20 protein-coding genes are annotated in these 20,568 nt (G+C 73.1%); 5 read left to right on the plus strand and 15 right to left on the minus strand.

Annotation, left to right across the window (positions count from 1 at the left end; translation table 11 throughout):
- Window positions 1–206 precede the first annotated feature (206 nt).
- Window positions 207–2,939, minus strand: coding sequence for a DNRLRE domain-containing protein (locus ACPU2J_RS03660; RefSeq protein WP_423832737.1), 2,733 nt, complete (start codon window positions 2,937–2,939; stop codon window positions 207–209).
- Between the two features lie 178 nt (window positions 2,940–3,117).
- A complete protein-coding gene (locus ACPU2J_RS03665; protein ID WP_423834926.1) occupies window positions 3,118–3,759 on the minus strand; it encodes a helix-turn-helix domain-containing protein in 642 nt (213 codons plus the stop codon).
- On the opposite strand from ACPU2J_RS03665, the gene ACPU2J_RS03670 reads away from it, so the two are divergent.
- Window positions 3,668–3,976 (plus strand): hypothetical protein, encoded by a 309-nt coding sequence (locus ACPU2J_RS03670; RefSeq protein ID WP_423835052.1) that lies wholly within the window; start codon window positions 3,668–3,670, stop codon window positions 3,974–3,976. The two genes, ACPU2J_RS03665 and ACPU2J_RS03670, sit on opposite strands and share 92 nt — an antisense overlap.
- Here ACPU2J_RS03670 and ACPU2J_RS03675 read toward each other — a convergent pair.
- Window positions 3,900–5,819 (minus strand): glycoside hydrolase family 5 protein, encoded by a 1,920-nt coding sequence (locus ACPU2J_RS03675; RefSeq protein WP_420081754.1) that lies wholly within the window; start codon window positions 5,817–5,819, stop codon window positions 3,900–3,902. The two genes, ACPU2J_RS03670 and ACPU2J_RS03675, sit on opposite strands and share 77 nt — an antisense overlap.
- Window positions 5,820–6,081: 262 nt before the next feature.
- Between ACPU2J_RS03675 and ACPU2J_RS03680 the strand changes: the two genes are divergently transcribed.
- The 3 genes from ACPU2J_RS03680 to ACPU2J_RS03690 all read left to right on the plus strand — a co-directional run bounded on the left by ACPU2J_RS03680 (window position 6,082) and on the right by ACPU2J_RS03690 (window position 7,743).
- Complete coding sequence (locus tag ACPU2J_RS03680) at window positions 6,082–6,384, plus strand: hypothetical protein (protein WP_361603518.1); 303 nt, start codon at window positions 6,082–6,084, stop codon at window positions 6,382–6,384.
- Between the two features lie 134 nt (window positions 6,385–6,518).
- Window positions 6,519–6,980, plus strand: a complete 462-nt coding sequence (locus ACPU2J_RS03685; protein WP_365496218.1) for a Crp/Fnr family transcriptional regulator — start codon at window positions 6,519–6,521, stop codon at window positions 6,978–6,980.
- Window positions 6,981–7,299: 319 nt separating this feature from the next.
- On the plus strand, window positions 7,300–7,743 hold the full coding sequence (locus tag ACPU2J_RS03690; RefSeq protein ID WP_420081753.1) for a subtilase-type protease inhibitor: 444 nt from the start codon (window positions 7,300–7,302) through the stop codon (window positions 7,741–7,743).
- Window positions 7,744–7,856: 113 nt separating this feature from the next.
- On the opposite strand, the gene ACPU2J_RS03695 is transcribed toward ACPU2J_RS03690, so the two are convergent.
- Together ACPU2J_RS03695 and ACPU2J_RS03700 are read right to left on the minus strand one after the other, a co-directional pair.
- Window positions 7,857–8,714: a GNAT family N-acetyltransferase gene (locus tag ACPU2J_RS03695; RefSeq protein ID WP_423832738.1), complete on the minus strand. Its 858-nt coding sequence runs from the start codon at window positions 8,712–8,714 to the stop codon at window positions 7,857–7,859.
- A gap of 70 nt (window positions 8,715–8,784) precedes the next feature.
- The gene (locus tag ACPU2J_RS03700) at window positions 8,785–9,246 is read right to left on the minus strand and encodes a hypothetical protein (RefSeq protein ID WP_423832739.1); all 462 of its coding nucleotides are present in this window, start codon (window positions 9,244–9,246) and stop codon (window positions 8,785–8,787) included.
- A gap of 161 nt (window positions 9,247–9,407) precedes the next feature.
- Between ACPU2J_RS03700 and ACPU2J_RS03705 the strand changes: the two genes are divergently transcribed.
- On the plus strand, window positions 9,408–10,139 hold the full coding sequence (locus tag ACPU2J_RS03705; RefSeq protein ID WP_420081751.1) for an SIR2 family NAD-dependent protein deacylase: 732 nt from the start codon (window positions 9,408–9,410) through the stop codon (window positions 10,137–10,139).
- A 27-nt stretch (window positions 10,140–10,166) separates the two neighbouring features.
- Here the strand turns inward: ACPU2J_RS03705 and ACPU2J_RS03710 are convergent, their stop codons facing one another.
- The 10 genes from ACPU2J_RS03710 to ACPU2J_RS03755 all read right to left on the minus strand — a co-directional run bounded on the left by ACPU2J_RS03710 (window position 10,167) and on the right by ACPU2J_RS03755 (window position 20,534).
- Window positions 10,167–10,649, minus strand: coding sequence for a VOC family protein (locus ACPU2J_RS03710; RefSeq protein ID WP_365496226.1), 483 nt, complete (start codon window positions 10,647–10,649; stop codon window positions 10,167–10,169).
- A 126-nt stretch (window positions 10,650–10,775) separates the two neighbouring features.
- Window positions 10,776–14,354, minus strand: a complete 3,579-nt coding sequence (locus tag ACPU2J_RS03715; RefSeq protein ID WP_420081750.1) for a bifunctional glycosyltransferase/CDP-glycerol:glycerophosphate glycerophosphotransferase — start codon at window positions 14,352–14,354, stop codon at window positions 10,776–10,778.
- A gap of 196 nt (window positions 14,355–14,550) precedes the next feature.
- Complete coding sequence (locus tag ACPU2J_RS03720) at window positions 14,551–14,925, minus strand: hypothetical protein (protein ID WP_361603494.1); 375 nt, start codon at window positions 14,923–14,925, stop codon at window positions 14,551–14,553.
- A 128-nt stretch (window positions 14,926–15,053) separates the two neighbouring features.
- Window positions 15,054–15,467, minus strand: coding sequence for a roadblock/LC7 domain-containing protein (locus tag ACPU2J_RS03725; RefSeq protein ID WP_389069929.1), 414 nt, complete (start codon window positions 15,465–15,467; stop codon window positions 15,054–15,056).
- A 71-nt stretch (window positions 15,468–15,538) separates the two neighbouring features.
- Window positions 15,539–16,330, minus strand: coding sequence for a transcriptional regulator (locus ACPU2J_RS03730; protein ID WP_361603491.1), 792 nt, complete (start codon window positions 16,328–16,330; stop codon window positions 15,539–15,541).
- Window positions 16,327–16,722, minus strand: a complete 396-nt coding sequence (locus tag ACPU2J_RS03735; RefSeq protein ID WP_361603488.1) for a hypothetical protein — start codon at window positions 16,720–16,722, stop codon at window positions 16,327–16,329. The genes ACPU2J_RS03730 and ACPU2J_RS03735 overlap by 4 nt, the downstream gene beginning before the upstream one ends.
- A 160-nt stretch (window positions 16,723–16,882) precedes the next feature.
- Window positions 16,883–17,125 (minus strand): helix-turn-helix domain-containing protein, encoded by a 243-nt coding sequence (locus ACPU2J_RS03740; protein ID WP_389069933.1) that lies wholly within the window; start codon window positions 17,123–17,125, stop codon window positions 16,883–16,885.
- Window positions 17,126–17,243: 118 nt separating this feature from the next.
- Window positions 17,244–17,864 (minus strand): DUF6461 domain-containing protein, encoded by a 621-nt coding sequence (locus ACPU2J_RS03745; RefSeq protein WP_423832740.1) that lies wholly within the window; start codon window positions 17,862–17,864, stop codon window positions 17,244–17,246.
- A gap of 55 nt (window positions 17,865–17,919) precedes the next feature.
- Window positions 17,920–18,483: a TetR/AcrR family transcriptional regulator gene (locus ACPU2J_RS03750; RefSeq protein WP_361603482.1), complete on the minus strand. Its 564-nt coding sequence runs from the start codon at window positions 18,481–18,483 to the stop codon at window positions 17,920–17,922.
- 110 nt (window positions 18,484–18,593) lie between these two features.
- Window positions 18,594–20,534: an APC family permease gene (locus ACPU2J_RS03755; RefSeq protein WP_423832741.1), complete on the minus strand. Its 1,941-nt coding sequence runs from the start codon at window positions 20,532–20,534 to the stop codon at window positions 18,594–18,596.
- Between the last annotated feature and the right edge of the window lie 34 nt (window positions 20,535–20,568).

A 20,568-nucleotide genomic window follows, 5' to 3' on the forward strand; every position in this document is an offset into this window, starting at 1 on the left:
AAGGTACTGGTCAGTAGGGGATGTGTCGGGCACGTCGGGAACGACTTCCGGCGGGCCTGTCCGGTTTCCGTCGCACCGGGACCGCCCGCGCCGCGGACGGTCACCGTCGTGTGTTCGGCCGGCATCGACAGGGAAGGGGCCCCTCCACGGTCGCGGCTCTCGCCGGCCGTGGAGGGGCCCCTCTCCGTACCTGTGCCCCGGGTGGGTCAGGGCGCGCCGAAGGTCAGCGTCAGCTGCGGCGTCCCCTCGGCCGCCTGCGCCTCGGAGGACCACAGCCACAGGGCGTCGGTCCCGCTGCTGCCGAGCGCCAGGTTGTAGCTCCCGCCGAGTTCCGCGGCGACGGTGGCGGTGGTCAGCGAGGCGGTGTGGACGGCCGACCCGTCCGGGATCCCCGCGAAGGACCCCACGGCGGGACCGCCCAGGGAGGGACGGTTGTTGTAGGTGGTCCCTCCCTCGCTCCAGGAGCCGGTGACCGGGACGACCGAGACGGTGTCCGTGGTCCCGGCGCCGCTCATCGTGCTCGTCTTGACGCTGAGGACGGCCGACTTCAGCACGGTGCCGGCCGGCGCGGCCGGCAGGTCGAAGCGCAGGTAGCTCGCGTAGAACGAGGTGCCGCGCACGGCGAGGGAGCCGGAGGTGCCGTAGTTGGTGCCGGGGGCGCCGGCGTTGGCGTAGGTGTCCTCGCCGGCGGTGACGCGGACCACCGAGTCCGCCGGGGCGGTGGCGAGGGCGTAGTGGTTCTGCACCTGCGCCGCGCTGAGGACGCTCGGGTAGACGGCGCTCTCGTCGAGCTGCCCGGCCCAGTGGTCGCTGGTCGGCCGGTCGGGCCAGCCGCCGAGGCTGTCGCCGCCCGCGTGCCAGTAGCCCGAGTAGTTCTCGTGCGTGGTGACGGCCAGGGTGCCCCGCTGGACGCCGTCCACATAGAGGGTCATCCCGCCGGGGCCCTGCGTGGCGACGACGTGGTGCCACTTGTTGTCGTTGTACGCGGCGCCGGTGGCGATGGTGCGGGTGACGCCGGTGTAGGCGCCGAAGACCACGCGGCCGTCGTTGGTCATGTACAAGTGCTTGTCGTACTGGTAGCTGCCGCGGTCCTGGTTGCTGCCGAACCCGAAGAGCTTGCCGCCGCGGGTGGTGTTCGTCCGGAACCAGGTCTCGATGGTGTAGGCGCTGCCCACCGTCTGCCGCTTGTCGGCGAAGATCCGGGAGTCGGTGCCGTTGAAACCGATCGCCGTGCTCGCGCCGGAGACCGCGCCGGGCGTCTGGCGCAGGGCGGGGGCGTTCCAGTGCACGCCGTTCTGGTTGCCGCCGGCGGAGGAGTCGGCGGCGTAGGGCAGGACCGCGTCGTCGTAGCGCCAGTAGAGCTGCGCCCCGTCGGCGCGGACCCGGGTCGGGTAGCTCTCGGCCCGGGTGGGGACGGTCACGCTCGCCGTGGCGGACAGGGCGCTGGTGTTGCCGGCCGCGTCGGTGGCCGTCACCCGGTAGGTGTAGGACTGGCCCGCCGAGACGGTGGTGTCCTTCCAGGAGGCCTGCGGGCGTGAGAAGAAGAGGGAGTCGGCGGTGACCGTGGCGATCGGGGTGGCCGCGCCGTTGCGGTAGATCCGGTAGGTCAGCGCGCTGTCGTCGAGGTCGAGGCTGGTGCGCCAGCGCACCTCGGCCTCGCCCGGGGTGAAGCTGACCGCACTGGCCACGGGCACGGTGGGCGCGCCGGTGTCCCCGGTGGAGGCGAACCGCGTCAGGCTCTGCTGCGCCGCCCCGTTGACGGTGGTGAACTCACCGCCGACCCAGAGGTACTCCACCCCGTTCTTCGCGCCGACCGTCATCACGCGCGGGCCGATGCCCTCGCCGATGCCGTCGTTGGTGTCGGGGGACCAGCCCAGCTTGCCGGTGCTCGTGGTCGGCTGGGCGAGCAGGTGGTGGCGCCGGCCGTCGGGGAACTCCCCCATTGCGGCGCAGTCGTGGGCGTGCGAGGCGCTGTAGAGGACGTTCTCGTGCGGCAGGACGGCCTGGGTGGCTCCCAGGCAGGTGTCGCGCCAGCGCTGGCCGAAGCCGGGGAGGTCGAGCGCGATCCGGCCGTCGAAGACGCCGCCGCCGGTGCCCTCGTTGGCGGTGTAGAAGCCGGTCGCGTCGGTCGCGATGTCCTTGACGACGGAGTTGGTCTCGATGAAGCCCGGGTAGGACTTGGCGAGGGCGCCGCTCGTCGCGTCGACGACGGCCAGCGCGTGCGTGTTGGTCCCGTTGACGGTGAAGAAGTCGCCGCCGAGGACGACGTTCCTGCCGTCGGGGGTGACCTCGACGGCGCGTCCGGGCTCGTCGGCGTCGGCGGTGAAGGGCTTCAGGGACCCGTCGGCCGCGCCGACGGCGGCGAAGCGCTGCCGCGGCTGGCCTGCGACGGTGAGGAAGTCGCCGCCCGCGTAGACCGTGTCGCCGGTGACGGCGAGGGCCCGGACGGTGGCGGCGAAGGCGGGGCGGAAGCCGGTCTTCACCGTGCAGCTCGCCACGTCGACGGCGGCGAGGCTGGAGACGGCGGTGCCGTTGACGGCTCCGAAGTAGCCGCCGGCGTAGAGGGTCTTCTTGTCGGGCGAGAGGGCGAGGGCGCGGACGGTGGCCGTGCCGGAGCCGACGGTGAAGGACAGTCGGCAGGCGGTCGGAGCGCCCGTCGCGGCGTCCAGGGCCACGAAGTTCACGGCGTCCTGCTCGCTGCCGGAGCCGCCCGTGGGCGGGCGCACGGTGGAGAAGGTGCCGCCGGCGAAGATCTGGCCGCCCGCCTCGGCGAGGGCCCAGACGACCCCGTCGGGCTGCCAGGTCGGCAGGGCGTCCGCGGTGAAGGAGACGGGCGGGGTGATGGCCGCCGCCTGCGGCGCGAGGCCGAGGCCCGCACCGGTGCCGGCCAGGGCCAGGGCGACCGCGGCCGCGGCCGCCGGCCCTCGGGATGTACGCATGAACCCCCCAGTTGGGTGTGCGGTGCGGCCGGAAGGCGCCACTGGCGGGGCATGGCCGGAAACCGCCGAACAGGTGTCCGCGACGATGCTTATGGGCGCACCTTAGATCGGTTCGGCCCCCGATTCACCCCACCTGACGTATTTCGGCCACGAAATCGCGCCAGAACCGGGCCCGGTCTCAGGCCTTGGGCCGGGCCCGGACGTGCATCCGCTCCCCCTGCCTGCCGAACAGGCTGAGGATCTCCACCGGCCTCCCCTCGTCGGCGCTCGTGAACCAGTGCGGCAGCCGGGTGTCGAACTCGGCGGCCTCGCCCGGCCCGAGGACCAGGTCGTGCGCCCCGAGGACGAGGCGGAGCCGCCCGTCCAGCACGTACAGCCACTCGTAGCCCTCGTGGGTCCGCGGGTCCGGCTCGCTGCCGCGGTGGGGGATGAGCATCTTGAAGGCCTGGAGCGGTCCGGGCCCGCGGGTGAGGGGGACGACCGTGCCGCCGCCCGGCAGGGTCCGGGGCGTCAGCCGCACCCGGGGGTCGCCGACTTCGGGGGCGCCCACCAGCTCGTCCAGGGGGACCCGGTAGGCGGCGGCGAGCGGGAGCAGCAGTTCCAGACTGGGCCGGCGCCCGCCGGACTCCAGACGCGACAGCGTGCTCCTGGAGATGCCCGGGGTGCCCGCCGGGCAACTGGCGGACCGCTGGGGCGCGTCCCGTGCCACCGTCCTCGGCCTCGGGGTGATGGCGGACGTGCCGCCCGACCGGCGGGGAGTGGTCTCCGGCACGCTGAACCTCTCGCGCGACCTCGGGCTCGTCACCGGTGCGTCCGTCATGGGCGCGGTCTTCGCGCACGCCGCCGCCGCGGGGACGGACGTGGCGACGGCCTCCCCCGGGGCCGTGGCCGCCGCCACCCGCGTCACCTTCGCGGTGGCGGCGGCCCTGGTCCTGGTCGCCCTGGCCGTCGCGGCGCGCGCTACGGCGCGTCGGGGCCCGGCAGCGGACGGCACAGCAGCGCGGCCGGAGAGGGCCGCGCGGCGAACCGGGTCGTGAAGGCGATGCCCGCCACGTACTCGGTGGCGGCGCACTGGCCCTTGTAGTGGCCGGCGGCGTAGTCCGCTCCGGGAGCGCCCTCGGGGCGGTTGTCTCCGCGGTCGAACCACAGGGTGCGGCCACCCGCGGGGAGGACGGTACGGGCCGGGGCGCACAGCGCCGCGGAGACCCTCGCGCCGCGCAGGCTGTACCCGGTCAGGAACTGGCCCTGCGGGCACTGGTACTTCGTGTATCCGCCGGCCCAGTCCCCGCCCGCCGGGACGTACCTCTCGTCGCGGACCACCGTGTGCCCGCCGGACGCGGCGCGCAGCCCCGAGTCGACGCACAGGCCGCGGCCTCCGGTGTGGCTCAGCCCGGTGAGGCGGGAGCCGTCGGGGCAGACCGCCTTGCGGGCCCCGCCGTCCCAGTCGCCCGCGGCCCGGGTGAGCAGCGAGGCGTTGTGGTCCCGGTGGTCCGTGGTCAGCTGGTACCAGGCGGTCGCGGCCGGTACGGGTCCCTGGCGGCCGGGGGTGGCGACCAGCCCGGACCAGCGTGCGGTGCGCCAGTCACCCGGGTCCGGTACGCCGGAGCGGCGGCCGGCCGTGTCGTAGCGGAGCAGGGCCCAGGTGTCGCCGCCGGGGGCGCCCGTCGCGGTGGTGCTCCAGCCGACGAGCGGCCAGTACGCGAAGTCGGCGTCGGTGCGGGTCAGATGGCCGGTGAGGCGTTCGAACCAGGTGCGCGGGGCGGCCCCGCCCTCGTCGGCCCCGATGCCGAACTCGCTGATCCACACGGGGGCGGTGAAATGTGCGCCGGTCTCCGCGGAGACGAAGAACGCCTGGTCGTAGAGGGTCTGTTCCAGTTGCTCCGCGGTCATGTCCTGGTAGCGCAGGTCGCTGGTCTCGCCGATGCCGGTCGCGCCGCTGTGCCGGGGGCCGGTGTAGCCGTAGAAGTGCGCGGAGTAGACGAGCTTGTGCGAGGTGACCAGCGTGTGGGACAGGGTGCGGACCGGGGTGAGGGTGGGGCGGCCGTGCGGGAAGCCGTCCACGGGGAGGCCGAACCAGTTGATGCCCTCGACGACGATCAGCAGGTTCGGGTTGGCCTCCGTCAGGATGCGGTCCGCGGCCTCCTGGGCTGCCGCGTGCCAGTCGTGGTGGTCGCCGAGGCCCCAGTTGGGGTCGTCGAGGACGTCGCGGCGGACCTCGTTGTAGAGGTCGGCGCCGACCACCCGCGGGTTCTCGCGGTAGCGGCGGGCGAGGAAGACCCAGTCGTCGGCCCACTGCGCGGTGGTGCGGCCGCTGTTCCAGCGTTCGTTGCCGTCGAGGCCGCAGCACCAGCGGGTGGTGACGGTGTGGTTGTTGAGGATCACCGCGAAGCCGGCGTCGGTGAGGGCCGCGACGACCGCGTCGAAGACCTGGAGCGGGGTGCGGCCGCGCAGTGCGGGGTTGGCGGCGACGGCCGCGTCCGGGACCGGGGTGGTGGTGCGCAGCATCTCGTTCGAGAACGGCAGCCGGATGCTGTTGAGGCCCAGGGCGCGGAAGTCGGCGAGCAGGGTCGCCATCGGGACCCGGTCCAGGCCGAGCGGGATGCCGTTGGCGTTCTGGCCGCTGTGGTGCGTGGCGGGGTCGTTGCGGTCGCCCGAGCCGTTCCAGGAGCCCTGGGCGCCGTCCCAGTTCCCGGAGCGCAGGCGGAAGCGGTTGCCCGCGGCGTCGACGACGTAGCGGCCGCGGGTGGACAGCGGCGGGGTCCACGCCTCGGCGGCGGCCGCGCCCGCCGGGGCGGCCTCCGGGGCCGGGGCCGCGTGCGCGGGCAGCGTGCCGACCGTGAGCAGGAGGGCGCACAGGGCGGCGCGTAACAGGGACTTCATCGTGCTCCCGCCGGGGTTCGGCCGCCCGGGCGGGGCGGCAGCCGCGGGTCAAGTTACCGGCGGGTCTCCCCCGACGGAAGGCGAACGCGGGAACGGTTTCGCGGGAGGTGCGGCGCCTGCGCCCCGGCGCTCCCACCGGGGTGCGGGTTCCGGCCTTCCGCGCCCGCTCACGCAGCGTCACCCTGGCGAAACGCCCGCGCGCGGGGCGACGCCCCCTCTACCGTGCCCTGATAACCGGGCACGGCTGCGGAAGGCGGGGCGGATGGACGAAGAAGAGGACATGCGGCTGGCGGGGATGACGCCCGAGATCTCCCGCCGCACCCTCGTCATGCTGCGCGGCCTCGCCGGCCTGGAGCCGCCCGAACAGGTCCCCGAGGAGGCGATGATCGTCGCCGACTCGGTGCTGGCCCAGCACGGCACGGACGGCCTGCGTGTGCTGGTGATGACCTTGGCGGCCTGGGCCACGGCGCAGATCGAGAACGTGGCCGAGCTCAGCGGTCGCAGCCACGAGGCGGTCCTGGACGCGATGGAGCTGGCCTGCATGGAGGCGAACGGGGAGGACTGAGCGCCGCGGGGGGCGTGGAGCCCGGGGCCGGGGCATGCCGGGCAGAAACCCGTTCCCGGCGGGGTCGAAATCCGGCCCGCGTCGGCGACACTGGGAGAGCAGGAGCGTCGCGGGGGGTCCGATCGGAGGCCGTCGTGAGCACACCTTCCCCCATCCGAATCGCCGCCGTCCTGTCCACGGAGCACCGCGGACGGCTGATGTCGCAGGCCCGTGAGGTCAATTTCCCGGAGAACGCGCGGATCTTCGACGAGGGGAACCGTGCGGACGCCTTCTGGATCGTGCGCTCCGGGACGGTGACCCTGGAGGTCCCGGTGGCGGGCCGCCGGCCGGCCCCGGTGGAGAACCTCGGCCCCGGGGAGCTGGTGGGCTGGTCCTGGCTGTTCCCGCCGTACGTGTGGCAGCTCGGCGCGGAGGCGATGACGCCCGTGCGCGCGTACGAGTTCGACGCCGCGGCGGTCCGGATGCTGATGGACGCCGATCCCGCCTTCGGCTCGGCCGTCGGGCACTGGGTCGGGCGCGTCCTCGCGATGCGCCTCCAGCAGACGCGCACCCGGCTGATGGACCTCTACGCCCCCCGGCTGAGCGCGGCCGGCTAGGGCCCGGCCCCGAGGACGGTCCGAGGGGTTCCCCGAGGACGGACCACTCCGGCGCACCCACGGGCGGTGCGCCGGGGCCGCGGCGTGCTCCGGAATGCGCCGCGCGGCCCGTTCCGAAGGTTTCGGGGAGGTTTCGTGTCGGTGTTCGGCCGATTCGGGCGACTCTTCCCGCACTGGTCAGCACCACCCCACCGCTGCTGTCTGCACTCATCCGCACACGATGGGTGACGTAAAACGAGAGGGGGGGACGGGCGTTCGCGGCCCGCGTCGGCAAGACTCTGTCCGCTATCCGAAACACCAACCCAAGGGAGTGTTCGCAATGCGGTCCATCGCAAGGGGTCTCGGACTCGGTTCCGCCGCCATGGCGCTCACCGCGCTCACCGCGCTGGCCTGGCCCGGCACGGCCGGCGCCGCACCGGCCGGCACGGAGAGCCTGTACGCGCCGTCCGCGCTCGTCCTGAGCGTGAGCGCCGGGGCGGACGCCGACACCGGCACGGTCCTGCGCGCGGTGACACTGGTCTGCGCGCCGACGCCCGGGGGGACCCACCCGAACCCCGGCGCCGCGTGTCGCGAATTACGAGCCGCCGGAGCCCAGTTGGACCCGCTCGCCGCCCCGGCGGCCGACGCCGTGTGCACCCGCGAGTGGAACCCGATGACGGTGACGGCGGACGGGGTCTGGCAGGGGCAGCGGTTCAGCTACGCCTACACCTTCGCCAACCCGTGCGGCCTGCGGAACACCACGGGTGCCCTGTTCGACTTCTGACCCGGGAGGACCCGGGCCCGCGGGAGGGGACGGGCCGGACGGCGCCGTGCGACCGCCGTCCGGCCCGCACCGCACCACCGGGGTGCGCGCCGGGCCCGTACGCGCCTCTGTTGTCAGCCCAGCTCGAGGCTGGCCACACCGAACATCTCCGCCATGGCCACCTCGGGCGCCGGCCCCGTGTACATGCGGGCGGCCTCGAAGGTGGCCACCAGACCCAGCCCCTCGAGAAGGCGGACCGCCTCGGGGTTCGCATCCGGCACGTCCACGGACACCGGTCCGCCGCCGGCCCGCCGGCAGAGCCCCCGCAGCAGGGCGGCCGCCGTCCGCGCGTCGGCCGCGTACAGCGGACCGATGCGGTGCGCGCCGCTGCACGGCCGGATCACGCCCAGACCCTCGACCCGGCCGTCGCGCACGGCCGCGAGGGCCGTCCGGCCGGGCAGCCCGGTCCAGGCGGCCAGGAAGGCGTCCCGCGGCGCGGGGAAGAACCGCCGGTCGTAGGCCGCGAGGAGGGCGAAGGGGAGGGTGGCCGCGTCCACGATCCCGGCTCCGCCGGAGTCGGACCCGGTGTCGTCACCGGCGGCGGGCACCCCCTCCAGACGTACGTTGTTCCAGGCCCGGCGGAAGCCCGATGCACGGTAGTTGGCCTGCTGTGCGACGACCCCGTCCAGCCCGACGAGCCGTCCGTCGAGGCGGTCGGTCCCGGCGCGCCACAGGCGCATCCCGTATCCTCGGCCGCGGAAGGCGGGCCGGGCGATGTAGAGGCCGATGAACCCGAAGTCCGACCCGTAGCGGACGGCCGAGATGCAGGCGACGGGTTCACCGTCGAGCCGTCCCACGAGGAAGCCCTCCGGGTCGGCGACCGCGAAGGCGAACCGGTCCGACTCCCCCGGGTTCCAGCCCTCCTCCTCGGCCCAGGCCCGCATCATCTCCATGTCGGCGCCGCTCGCCCCGGTGATCACGAATCCCGTCATGGCGGTGTTGTACCAGATACGGGCGTTGTGCACAGGGGTGCCCGGTCGGCCGGGAACGCCCAACGGCCGGTCAGCCCGCGCAGATCACGTCGTCGACCCGGATGGGCCTGGTGTCCAGGCGCACGTACGCGGTGAAGGTGTCGGTGCGGTCGCCGCCCCAGTGGGTGGTGACGGTGGCCCAGCCCACCCCGGCGGACTGCGCGACGGTGACCGGTCCGACACCGATGTCCTGCGGCCGCTCCTGCGGCCGCTCCTGCGGCCGCTCCTGCGGCCGCTCCTGCACGCAGAGCAGGACGTCGCTGCCGGCGTTCTCCTTCTGCCGGTCCTTGAGGACCTGGGAGACGTGGTGGCGGCGGTCGTGCGCGGAGGGCCCGTGGTCGCCGTAGAAGCGCGTGAGGAACCGGCCGATCTCCGCGGCGGTGTGCCCCTCCCGGAAGGCGGCCGGCGCGGCGAGGGCGGGAGCGGGGGCCAGGGCGGGCAGCGCGAGCCCGGCGAGCAGCAGGGCACCGAGGGTGCGAGGGGTCAGGTTCATGTGCGCTCTGTACCCGCCCCGCCGGTCCACCGGGAGGGCGCGGCCCGGATCTCACTCCTGTGGGCGCGGCGATTCACCGCGGACCCACCCTTCCCGTACGCGCACCGTGGCCCGCTTAATCGGGTCGCGGGCGGGCGGCGGTCGTACGTAGGGTCCGGTCCATGGGAAAGCCGCTCGTCGCAGTGTTCAGTGGGGCCGGGATGTCCACGGACTCCGGGATCCCCGACTACCGGGGCCCCCAGGGGCTGTGGCGGCGGGACCCCGACGCCGAGAAGCTCGTGACCTACGAGTACTACATGGCCGATCCGGAGATCCGGCGGCGGTCCTGGCTGATGCGGGCCGAGATCGGCGCGCTGGGCGCCCGGCCGAACGCCGCACACCTCGCCGTGGCCGGACTGGAACGCTCCGGCACCCCGGTACGGGTCCTCACCCAGAACGTGGACGGGCTGCACCAGCTCGCCGGTGTGCCCGCACGGAAGGTCTTCGAACTGCACGGCAGCGCGCGCTCGGTGGTGTGCACGGCCTGCCACGCCCGGTCGGACATGGACGAGGCGCTGGCCCGGCTGGCGCAGGGGGAACCGGATCCCGCCTGCCGCGCGTGCGGCGGGATCCTGAAGCCGGCCACCGTGATGTTCGGACAGCGCCTGGACCCCGAGGTGCTGGCGCAGGCCGTCGCCGTGGCCAAGGGGTGCCAGGTGTTCGTCGCCGTCGGCTCCACCCTCCAGGTGCAGCCCGCCGCGTCGCTGGCCGGGATGGCCGCGGAGGCCGGGGCCCGGCTGATCATCGTGAACGCGGAGGAGACCCCGTACGACCCGCTCGCCGACGAGATCGTCCGCGAGCCGATCGGGACCGCGGTGCCGGAGCTGCTGGCCAGGATCGCGGCCGGCGGCTGAGCACGGCGGGCCGGCGCCCGCGTCCGCTCACCCGGCGTCGGCCGCGCGGCGCATCTCCGCGACGTCCAGCTTCTTCATCCCCATCATGACGGCGGTGGCGCGGGCGGCCCGTGCGGGGTCCGGGTCGGCCACCAGGTCGATCGCGCCCGGCGGGATCACCTGCCAGGACAGCCCGAACCGGTCCTTGACCCAGCCGCACTGGCCCTCCTCGCCGCCGTCCGCGGTCAGCACGTCCCAGTAGTGGTCCGCCTCGGCCTCGTCGGCGCAGTGGATCTGGAAGGAGATCGCCTCGCTGAAGGTGAACTGCGGGCCGCCGTTGAGACCGACGAACTTCTGGCCGTTGATCTCGAACTCGACGACCATCACCGAACCGGCCCGGCCGGGACCCGCCTCGTTGTACCGGCCGATCCGGCCCAGCCTGCCGTCCTTGAACACCGACAGGTAGAAGTCGGCCGCCTCCTCCGCGTTGCCGTCGAACCACAGACACGTGGTGAATCCGTTGCCGCTCATCTCTGCCTCCGGGCCGGTGCGTGGGCGGTGGTTACCGCTCCTCACCTGCAGACCGGCCCCGGACCCGAAAGTCATCGGTGGGTCCGGGGCCGGTCCTGCGGCGGCGGGGAATTTCGCCCGTTCGGGCTACTTGGCGGGGCCGGCGCCCTGCGCGAGCATCCGGTCGACGACGCGCGCGGCGGCGTTGCCGTCGTCCAGGTCGCAGAACTCCTCGCGGAACGCGGCGCGCGCACCTGCGTACTCCGCGCCCAGCGCCTCGGCGTTCCGCACGGCCTCGACCAGGCTCGCGGAGTCCGCAAGCATCGGGCCGGGGGCCTTCTCCACCAGGTCGAAGTTGAACCCGCGCAGCGTGCTGCGGTAGTGGTCCAGGTCGTAGGTGAAGAGCAGGATCGGCCGGTCGGTCAGCGCGAAGTCGAACAGCACCGAGGAGTAGTCCGAGATCAGCACGTCGGCGACGAGCAGGAGATCGGTGGCGTCCGGCCAGCGCGACACGTCGACCACGAAGCCGTCGCGGACCCCGTCGCGGACCTGCTCCGTGACGTGGTGGTGGCCGCGGACCAGCAGGACGTGGTCCTCGCCCAGTTCACGGCGGGCCGCGTCCAGGTCGATCCGCAGGTCCAGCTTGTAGCCGCCGGACCAGCCCTCGTTGTTCTCTCGCCACGTGGGCATGTAGAGGACGACCTTCTTGCCCTCGGGCAGGCCCAGCCGCCGCTTGACCTCGGCGATCCGCTCCGCGTCCGGCCGTACCAGCGCGTCCGTGCGCGGGCTGCCGGCCTCGATGACCTCGCCGTCGTAGCCGAGGGCGCGCTTGAGGAGCGGCGTGGCGAAGCTGCTGGGCGAGGCCAGCAGCGTCCACTGGGCGCTGTCGTGCGCGAGTCCTTCGAGGACCTCGGGGCTCGTGTAGTAGTCGTGCACGAAGTCGTGCCCGATCTGCTTGATCGGCGTGCCGTGCCAGGTCTGCAGGACGACCTGGCCGGGGCGGCGCCGGAACTGGCGCGGGACCGTGTCGTTGGTCACGAAGTAGCGGGCACGGGCCAGGAGTTCCCAGTACTCCACGCTCTCGTACTGCACGGCGCGGGCGGTCTCCGGGACCTCGGTGCGGCCGTCGCGGACCAGCCAGACGTGCTCCAGCTTCTCGCCGCGGCGCAGCAGCTCCTCGTGGACGGCGCGCGGCGAGTCGCCGGAGCCCTGCCCGTGGAAGGCGCTGTAGAGGACGACGTCCTTGACCGGCAGGGCGCGCTGTGCCGGGTAGGTCTCGTAGCGGGCGACGCGCTGGGTGTAGCGGGAGCGGTCGTGCGGGCTGAGCAGCGGGTCGGCGACGATCACCATGCGGTCGTAAAAGCGGGTCTCGATCCGCATCCGGCGGCCCTGCGTGCTGAACGCGTGGGGGCCGGAGAAGAGCAGGCCGGGCGCCATCTGCACCGGGGCGCCGCGGTCCACGCCGAGCAGGCCGGCGGTGGTTCCGCCCTGGGCGGCCGGGCGCAGCGTGGGCCACCAGCGGCCCTCGGGCAGCGTGGTGCGGCCGGCGTACGCCTCCGGGAGCATCGGCTGGAAGGTGGTCTCGAAGGTGTCGCCGTCCCGGGTGACGGGCCAGCTGAACTCGTGGCCGTGCGCGTTGTGCACGACCAGCTCGTAGGGCTCGTCGGTCGGGGCGGTGAAGCGGCCGCGCAGGCTGACGGTGCCGTCCTCGGCCTTGACCTCGTCGATCAGCGGCGGGGAGGGCTGGACGGACAGCGCGAGGTGGCCGGTGTTGCCGCGCTTGGCGAACAGGGAGCGGCCGGAGCTCTCGCCGGGCAGCGGCAGGACCAGGCCGGTGAAGCCGCCGCGCTCGTCGTGGACCAGCCGGTGCTCGGTGCCGTCGGCGCCGACCACGGACAGGCTCCACGGCTCCGGGTTCCACTCGCCCGGCTCGGACACGCGGTCCGGTACGGCGGCCAGGTCGGCCAGCGGCACCCGGGCGGTGAAGGGGGTGCTGCCGCCGGTGGACGCGGCCGCGGACTCCACCGGGAAGGTGCGGACGGTGCCGCTGGTGACGTGCACGGCCCGCAGGGTGGCGGTGCCGACCCCGGCCGACAGCTCGCCGCTGATCTCGACGGCGTCGCCGCCGGCGGGACGGACGTCCAGGGCGCGGGCGCGGGCGACCTCGACCTGGATGGTCAGGGCGCCGGAGACGGCCGGGACGATCCGGACGTCGGGGGCGACCCAGAACGGCGGCGGGTTCTGGCCTGTGTCGTGCTCACCGCCGCGCAGACGGGCGCGGTGCAGGCCGCCGGCACCGGTGACGGCGATGGAGGTGGTCCAGGTGCCGTCGTGCCACTTGCCGCCGGACTGGAAGATGGCGGGGTCGACGACGGCGGTGAAACCGGCCCAGTCGGCGTGGCGCAGCGCGAGGTGCGGTGCGTTCACGGTGGCCATCGGGGAGGCGACCGTGCGCGCGCTGACGACGGAGCGACGGCGCTTGCCGCCCTCGCGGAAGATCAGCATCTTGCGGGAGCCGAGGCGGCTCTCGGCGCCGAGGTGGCCGGGGAGGGCGTAGCCGCGCAGGAGCAGCTTGCCGTCGGCCCAGGCCGCCTGCTCCAGGCGGCTGACGACCCGGCGCTCGCGGGGGCCGAGGGTGAGGATCTTGGCGGGGACCGGCGGGCGGCCCTGGAGGAAGGGGTAGTCCGCCTGGGGGCGGGCGAGGCCCTTGACCGGCACGCTGTAGCTGTAGTCGCGCTGGTGGTCCGTGAGCGCGATGAAGTCCTCGACCCGGCCCTCGCCGGCCAGGTAGGCCTTGAGGCGGTCGGCCACGGTCAGGTCGGACCAGGGCGCGGTGCCGATCTCGCGGACGAGGCCGCCGACCTCCTTGACGAAGGCGGCACGGAAGTCGGCGCCGCCCTCACCCACGTACTTGTAGATGAGCGGGAGTTCCTCGCTCAGCACGTTGTAGTCGTAGTCGCGCAGGTAGCGGACGTACTTGGCGCCCTGCTTGGCCTTGAGGGACTCGCGGACCAGGCGCACGGAGGTGACGCGGTCGATGAGGGAGACCGGGTCGGTGGAGCGCTGGGTGATGGAGCGCTCGCCGGTCTCGCGGACGCGCCAGTGGTAGACGCACTCGCTGAGGATGTCGACGCTGGAGGCGAAGTAGTGGGCCGGGATGCTCACCGGGGCGTCCTCGTAGAGGATGCCCTCCGGGTACTGGAAGCCGTGCTCGTCCCAGAAGGTGCGCCGGTAGACCTTGTTCCACGCGGTGCGGTCGGTGACCAGCGCCGGGAACTTGGAGATGTGGGTCTTCAGCTGGGTCCGCGCGAAGGCGGCGCGGTGGCCCCACGACTGGTTCATGCCGACCGAGCGGAAGCGCTTGACGTTGCCGCCGGCGAAGTCCGATCCGGTCTCGTCGAGGGTCTCGATCAGCCTCTGGTAGGCGTAGTCCGGCATCGTGTCGTCACTGTCGACGAAGGCCAGGTACTCGCTGTCCGGGTGCATGTGGCGGGCGCCGGTGTTGCGGGCGGCGCCGAGGCCGGCGTTCTCCTGCATGACGACCCGGAAGCGCTTGTCGCGCGCGGCGAAGGCCTTGGCTATGACGGCGCTGGTGTCCGTGGAGCCGTCGTCCACGAGGATCGCCTCGAAGTCGCCGAACGTCTGAGCGGCGATGGATTCCAGGCACTCGTCGAGGTAGAGCTCGACGTTGTAGACGGGGACGACGATGCTCAGGCGCGGGGGCATGGGTGGCGGTTTCTCCAGCGTTTTATGCTTTTTCGATGATCAGCTCACAGCATCTTACTCTGTAACAGAGTTATAAACTCCACCGATATGGGGCACATCGAACTGATCGCCGGGGCGGACGGCAAAGAATTCAGCCGCCCGCCACCTCGACGGTACGGTGGGGCCCGCCCGGAGCGGTCCCCGCGGGGGTGCCCCGTCAGATCTCGAGGTCGGTCTCGATCTTCTTGAGCTGGTGCCTGGCCATGGCCAGGTTGGCCCGCTTCTTGTCGAGCGCCAGGTAGAGGAAGAAGCCGGCCGAGCCGCGCCCCTTCATCAGCCGGATCAGGTGGTACTGCGTGCCGAGGGTGATCAGGATGTCCTCGATCTCGTCGTTGAGGCCGAGCATCTCCATCGTGCGGACCTTGGCGCGGACCACGTCGGTGTTGCCGGCCGCGGCGACGGCGAGGTCCAGGTCCTTCCCGCCCCCGATGGTGCCGAGGGCCATGCCGCTGCCGTAGTCGACGAGGGCCGCGCCGATGGCGCCCTCGATGACGGTGGTGGCTTCCTTCAGTGCGGTCTCCACGTTGACCATGGGAGTTACCTCTTTCTCGGGTGTTCGTTGGCTGGGTGATGGACGTTCGGTCGACTGTGTTCGTGTTCCGGCCCGGTGCGGCCGGACGCTTCCGTGCGCCGTGGTGCGGCGAACGGTGCGGGCGCGGCTCACCCGGGCGCGGCGCCGCGGCGGCCCAGGGTGTGCTCGATGAGTTCGGCGATGCGCAGGCTGGAGCGGCGGGCCTCCAGGTGGAGGCGCCCGACGTTGATGCGGGGTTCCGCGGTCAGGGTGAGGACGGCCGCCAGGCCCGCCGCGTAGGTGGCCACGTATCCGTCCTCCCCGCGCACCAGGAGCTCGCGGAAGGCACCCTGGCCGGTGCTGTCGCTGAGCCGCTGGGCGACGCCGAGGGCGGCGGCGGTCAGCGCGGCGACGGCCTCCACCTCGGCCGCGGCGCTGTCCTGGGCGAGGACGAAGCCGTCGGTGCTGGCGGCGAGCGCGCCGGTGAGCTGGGGAACGCGGGCACGCAGCCGGCGGAGCTCGGCGAGTATCTCGGCCTCCGCCTCGGGGGGCACCGTACTCATGTCGGCCTTACTCCTTTCGGGCTGCCTCCTCTCGGAGCGGTCGGCACGCAGGGCCGGTCGCAGCGGGAGCCTCACAGGCTTGCCTCCAGTGCGTCGCGTAACCGGCGGAGCAGGGCCACGTCCGGGGATTGGGCCTCGGTCATCCAGTCGGGCAGGGGGGGAACAGCCGGCGGCGGGGGCGGGCTGTGCGGGGTCTCGACGAGTCCGGCCGCCGCGAGGCGCCGTACGTCGAGCAGCGTGTGGAAGGCCGGCCGGCCCAGGACCCAGGCCAGGTCCGCCGGGGTGCGCAGGCCGTCGGCCTGGCCGAGCAGGAGCCGCTGCCGGGCGGTGACCGTCTGGCCGGGTGCGGCCGCCCGGGGCACCACGGGCGAGGTGTCGAGCTGGGGGTAGGGCCAGACCGCGTCGAGGAGTTCCCTGCGCCGCCGGGTCTCGCGCTCGACGGCCGCGGCCGGAACGGAGCGGACGGAGCCGATCCAGTGGGTGGCTCCGCGGCGGAAGCGGGAGGGGCCCGTGCCCGGGGAGAGGGCGAAGAACGCGGCGTCGAATATCGCCGCGAGGTGGCATATCTCCAGCTCCCCACCGGCGAGTCCGCCGCTGTCCACGAGGAAGCGGGCCACCTGACGGCGGGCGCCGGCCCGGTCGACCGCTTCCCGCCAGCGTTCGGGGGTGAGGCCGCCGCCGGTGGTGAGCAGGACGTCGAGGCCGGGGGTGGCCGGGCTCTCGGCGTGCACGATCCGGCCGTCCTCCAGGAAGAGGGTGCCCCGGTCGCGGAGCAGGGCTCCGGTGGCGCGTTCGGCGGCGAGCCGGGTGAGCAGGGGGGACACGGCGGCGAAGGCGTTCGGGGCGGTGGCCGAGGCGGTCATCTGAGCACCAGCCCCTCGGCCAGGGCGCGCAGTCTGTGCCGGGCGAGGGCGAGGTTCCCGTCGGCCCGGTCGAGCCAGAGGTGCAGGAAGACGCTGCTGTCGAAGCTGGTCTCGACGAAGCGCAGGACGTGGTATCCGTTGCGGGTGGTGACGATCAGGTCCTCCACGGGCGGGCCGTCGGCGGCGGGGCCCGTGTCAGCCGGGGCGAAGGACTCGTACTCGGCGGCCGCCCGGGCCAGCTCGGCCGTCTCGGCCGCGGTGGTCTCGTGGTCGCCCACGGGCGACTCCCCCACGGTGCCGAGGGCGAGCCCGCTGCTCCAGTCGACCAGCGCGGCCCCGCGCGCACCAGGCAGGGCCATGGCTTCGAGCAGGCATTCGTCGATCCCGGGCACGCGGGCTCCCCTCCCGGCCGGACGTGCGGTGTGCACGGTAGTGCGGCGCGACAGGAGGGAACTTACTCAAGTTCCGCAGGGTGAAAAGGCGTTCTGGCATTTTCCGCTGGAACGTGCCAGGAAGGGCGTCAGAGCTTGGCCGGAACGCGTCGCAATCTGATCACGAGGCCAACGGAAGATCGTCCGCGAGACGGAACGCACCGCCTTCGCGCTGCACGTATCCCTCGTGGCTGAGGGTGCGCAGCAGGTGGTAGACGGTGGGCAGGGGGATCCCCGTGAGTCTGGCGAGCCTCTTGGCGGTCGCCCCGTTCTCGGCGGACATCGCCTCCAGGAGGCGCAGGGCGCGCTGCACGGAACCGATCAGGGTGGGCGTGCTGTCCTTCTGACTGTGCTCGGTGGCCATGGCTGGTCCCCCTGTGCTCCGGTACGAGGCCTGGCAGAGCCATCAAAGTGGCTTGCGGGGCGCAAAGCCAAGCGGACTCGCGTAAACCTGAGCATAAGATCACCGGATCCCGCCCCCGCTATGCGGTGCAGGTCACGTACGCGGGCAGCATGGCGTCCTCGATCAGGTGGCGGGGCAGGGCCAGGCCGAAGCGGCGTTCCAGCACGGCGAGGGTGCGGCGCTCGCCGTCCTCGTCCGGTTCCTCGCCGGGCCGGGCGCTCGCGCCGTCCGGGGTCAGGATCCCCGCCGCGACCAGCTCGGGCAGGAGGTGGTCCGGCCGGTGGCCGCCGCGCCAGCACTCCTCGCCGAGGCCGAAGCAGCAGACCAGCTCCCCGTCCTGGGCGTACGCGAACAGTTTGGGCGGGTGGTCCGGCTGGGGGTCGAGGTGGACGGCCTCGGCGCCTCCGCGGGAGACCTCGGCGAGCCGTTCCGCGCCGGCCGGCATCCCGTGCTCGACGGCGAAGGACCAGGCTCCCCAGGTGCCGACCCTGGCCACGCCGTCGCCCTCGGCGGTCTCGGTGACCATGCTCCAGGCGTCGCGGGAACCCAGCGGTCCGGGAAGCGGGCCCGGCAGCGCGCCGAGCCGGACGGCGAGCTCCTCGGGGCCTATGCCCCGGGCGAAGGTCAGGCCGACGAGCCATTCGCCCCAGTCGGCCAGCCACTGGATCCCGCGGACCCGTTCCTCGGTCGTGTTCGACATACCCGCACTCCCCACGGTCCTCCGGGACACCGGTACTCCCCCACGGGCACGATAGTCAGTCCGTGGCGTCCCGCGGGAGGAGTCGCCCGACCATCGTCTCGATGAGGCCCTCCACCGCATGCGGTTCCAGCAGCTCCGGCACGGTCAGGTCGTCCACGATCAGGCCGAGCATCGCCAGGTAGAGCAGCACCACGCCCTGCCGGTCCCCGGGCAGGCCCTGGTCGAGGTGCCAGGCGATGTTCGCCTCGAGCTCGGCGCCCTGGAAGCCGGCGAGCTCGGTGCGCAGCTCCGGGCGGCGGGTGGCCTCCAGCCGCAGCTCCAGCATCGCGATGTGGACGCTGCGCTCGCGCCGCATCCGCTCCAGGAGCCGGCCGAGGAGGACGGCGGTGTCGAGCGGAGGGGCCAGGTCGGCGGGGTCGGGGACCAGGCGTTCCCTGGTGCGGTGCAGGATCTCGACGAGGAGCTGGGAGCGGTCGGCGAAGTAGTTCGTGGTGGTGCCGGTGGGGACCGCGGCCTCCTTGTCCACCGCGCGCAGGGTCAGGCCCCGGGAGCCCTCGCGCGCCAGGACTTCGATGGCCGCGTCGAGGAGGGCGGCGCGGCGCTGGGGGTTCTGGCGCATGGGGGTCCTGGTTCTGGGTGCGGCCCGGCACGGTCCGGTGCGGGGGGACGAGAGCACTGCGGGTGCAGTGCTCCGCCCACGGTAGCGGACGCCCGCGGTCCGGGGCGGGGTCAGTCCTCCGGCCGCCCGGCCCGGGCGGGGCGGGCCGATTCCAGCAGGTACGGGACGTCGATGACGGCCACTCCGGGGGTGAAGAGCAGGCGGGCCTTGAGCCGCAGCGCGTTCTGGTTGTGCAGGGGCTGCTCCCACCAGTGGCCCACGACGTACTCGGGGATGACGACGGACAGCATGTCGGCGGCGCCGGCGGCGGCCTGTTCCTGCACGTACGCCAGGACCGGACCGACGACCTCGCGGTACGGGGAGTGGAGGATCGTCAGCGGCAGGCCCGGGTCGTGCGCCTCCCATGCCGCGCGCAGCCGGGCGGCCTCCGCCTCGTCCGCCGCGACCGTCACGGCCGTCAGGCTGTCGGGGCGCAGCCCCTGGGCGTAGCCGATGGCCTTGAGGGTGGGGGCGTGCACGGCGGCGACGAGGACGACGACGTGGTGGCGGGCCGGTCTGCGCGGCCGGGCGTCGGGGGCAACGTCGACCTGCCGTGCGACCTGTTCGTAGTGGCGGCGGACCCCCTTCATGCCGAAGAACAGGACGGGCATGGCGATGACGACCAGCCAGGCGCCGTGCGTGAACTTGGTGACGAGGACGATGACCAGGACGACGGCGGTCATGGTGGCGCCGACGGCGTTGATGGCGAGCCTGCGGTGGATGTGGACCCGTTCCTCGCGCGGTGTGGAGGGGGAGGCGAGCTCCTTGCGCCAGTGCCGGACCATGCCGGACTGGGAGAGGGTGAAGGAGACGAAGACGCCGATGATGTAGAGCTGGATGAGCCGGGTCAGTTCGGCGTCGAAGGCCACGATGAGGGCGATCGCGACGAGCGCGAGGAGCACGACCCCGTTGGAGTAGACGAGCCGGTCGCCGCGGTTGTAGAGCTGGCGGGGCGCGTAGCGGTCCTTGGCGAGGATGGACGCGAGCATCGGGAAGCCGTTGAAGGCGGTGTTCGCGGCGAGGATCAGGACCCCGGCGGTGACGGCCTGCAGCAGGTAGAAGAGGAAGTGCCAGCTGCCGAAGGTGGCGCGGCCGATCTGGGCGAGGGCGGTGGAGGTGGGCGTGCCCGGGGGCAGGCCCAGTTCGGTGGGGTCCGCGGCGACGTGCACCTGGTAGGTCATGGCGAGGGCGGTGATGCCGGCGAACATGGTCACCGAGAGGAAGCCCATGGCGGCGAGCGTGGTCGCCGCGTTCCTCGCCTTGGGCTTGCGGAAGGCGGGGACGCCGTTGCTGATGGCCTCGACGCCGGTGAGCGCGGTGCAGCCGGAGGCGAAGGCGCGCATGGCGAGGAAGACCACGGCGAGGCCGGTGTACGTCTCGGTGGCGATGATCGGCAGGTCGGCGGACTCGGCGCGGATGGTCTGACCGGTCCCCAGGCGTACGGCGGCCACGGCGAACATCAGGTAGATGACGAGCACGAAGCCGTAGGTGGGGATGGCGAAGATCCGGCCCGACTCCCGGACGCCGCGCAGGTTCATGACGGTCAGCAGGACCACGAAGGCGACGGACATGACCACTTCGTGGTCGCTGAGGGAGGGAACGGCGGAGGTGATGGCCGAGACCCCCGAGACGACGGAGACGGCCACGGTCATCACGTAGTCGACGAGGAGGGCACTGGCCGCGGTGAGGGCGGCGGTCGGGCCCAGGTTCTCGGCGCTGACGACGTAGGCGCCGCCTCCGCCGGGATAGGCGTGGCAGGTCTGCCGGTACGAGGCGATGACGACGACGAGCAGGAACACGATGGCGGCGGCCGCGTACCAGGTGAGGTGGAGCAGCGCGACGCCGCCGAGGGCGAGGATCAGCAGGATCTCCTCGGTGGCGTAGGCCACCGAGGAGAGCGGGTCGCTGCAGAAGATCGGCAGGGCGAGACGTTTGGGCAGCAGTGTCTCGCCCAGCCGCGCGCTGTCGAGGGGTTCACCGACCAGCACGCGTTTCGCATTGATGCGCCTCATTCGGGCATGATCGTGCATTTCGCCCCGACATCAG

The organism is Streptomyces manipurensis, assembly GCF_049570255.1.
Taxonomy (GTDB): Bacteria; Actinomycetota; Actinomycetes; order Streptomycetales; family Streptomycetaceae; genus Streptomyces; species Streptomyces manipurensis.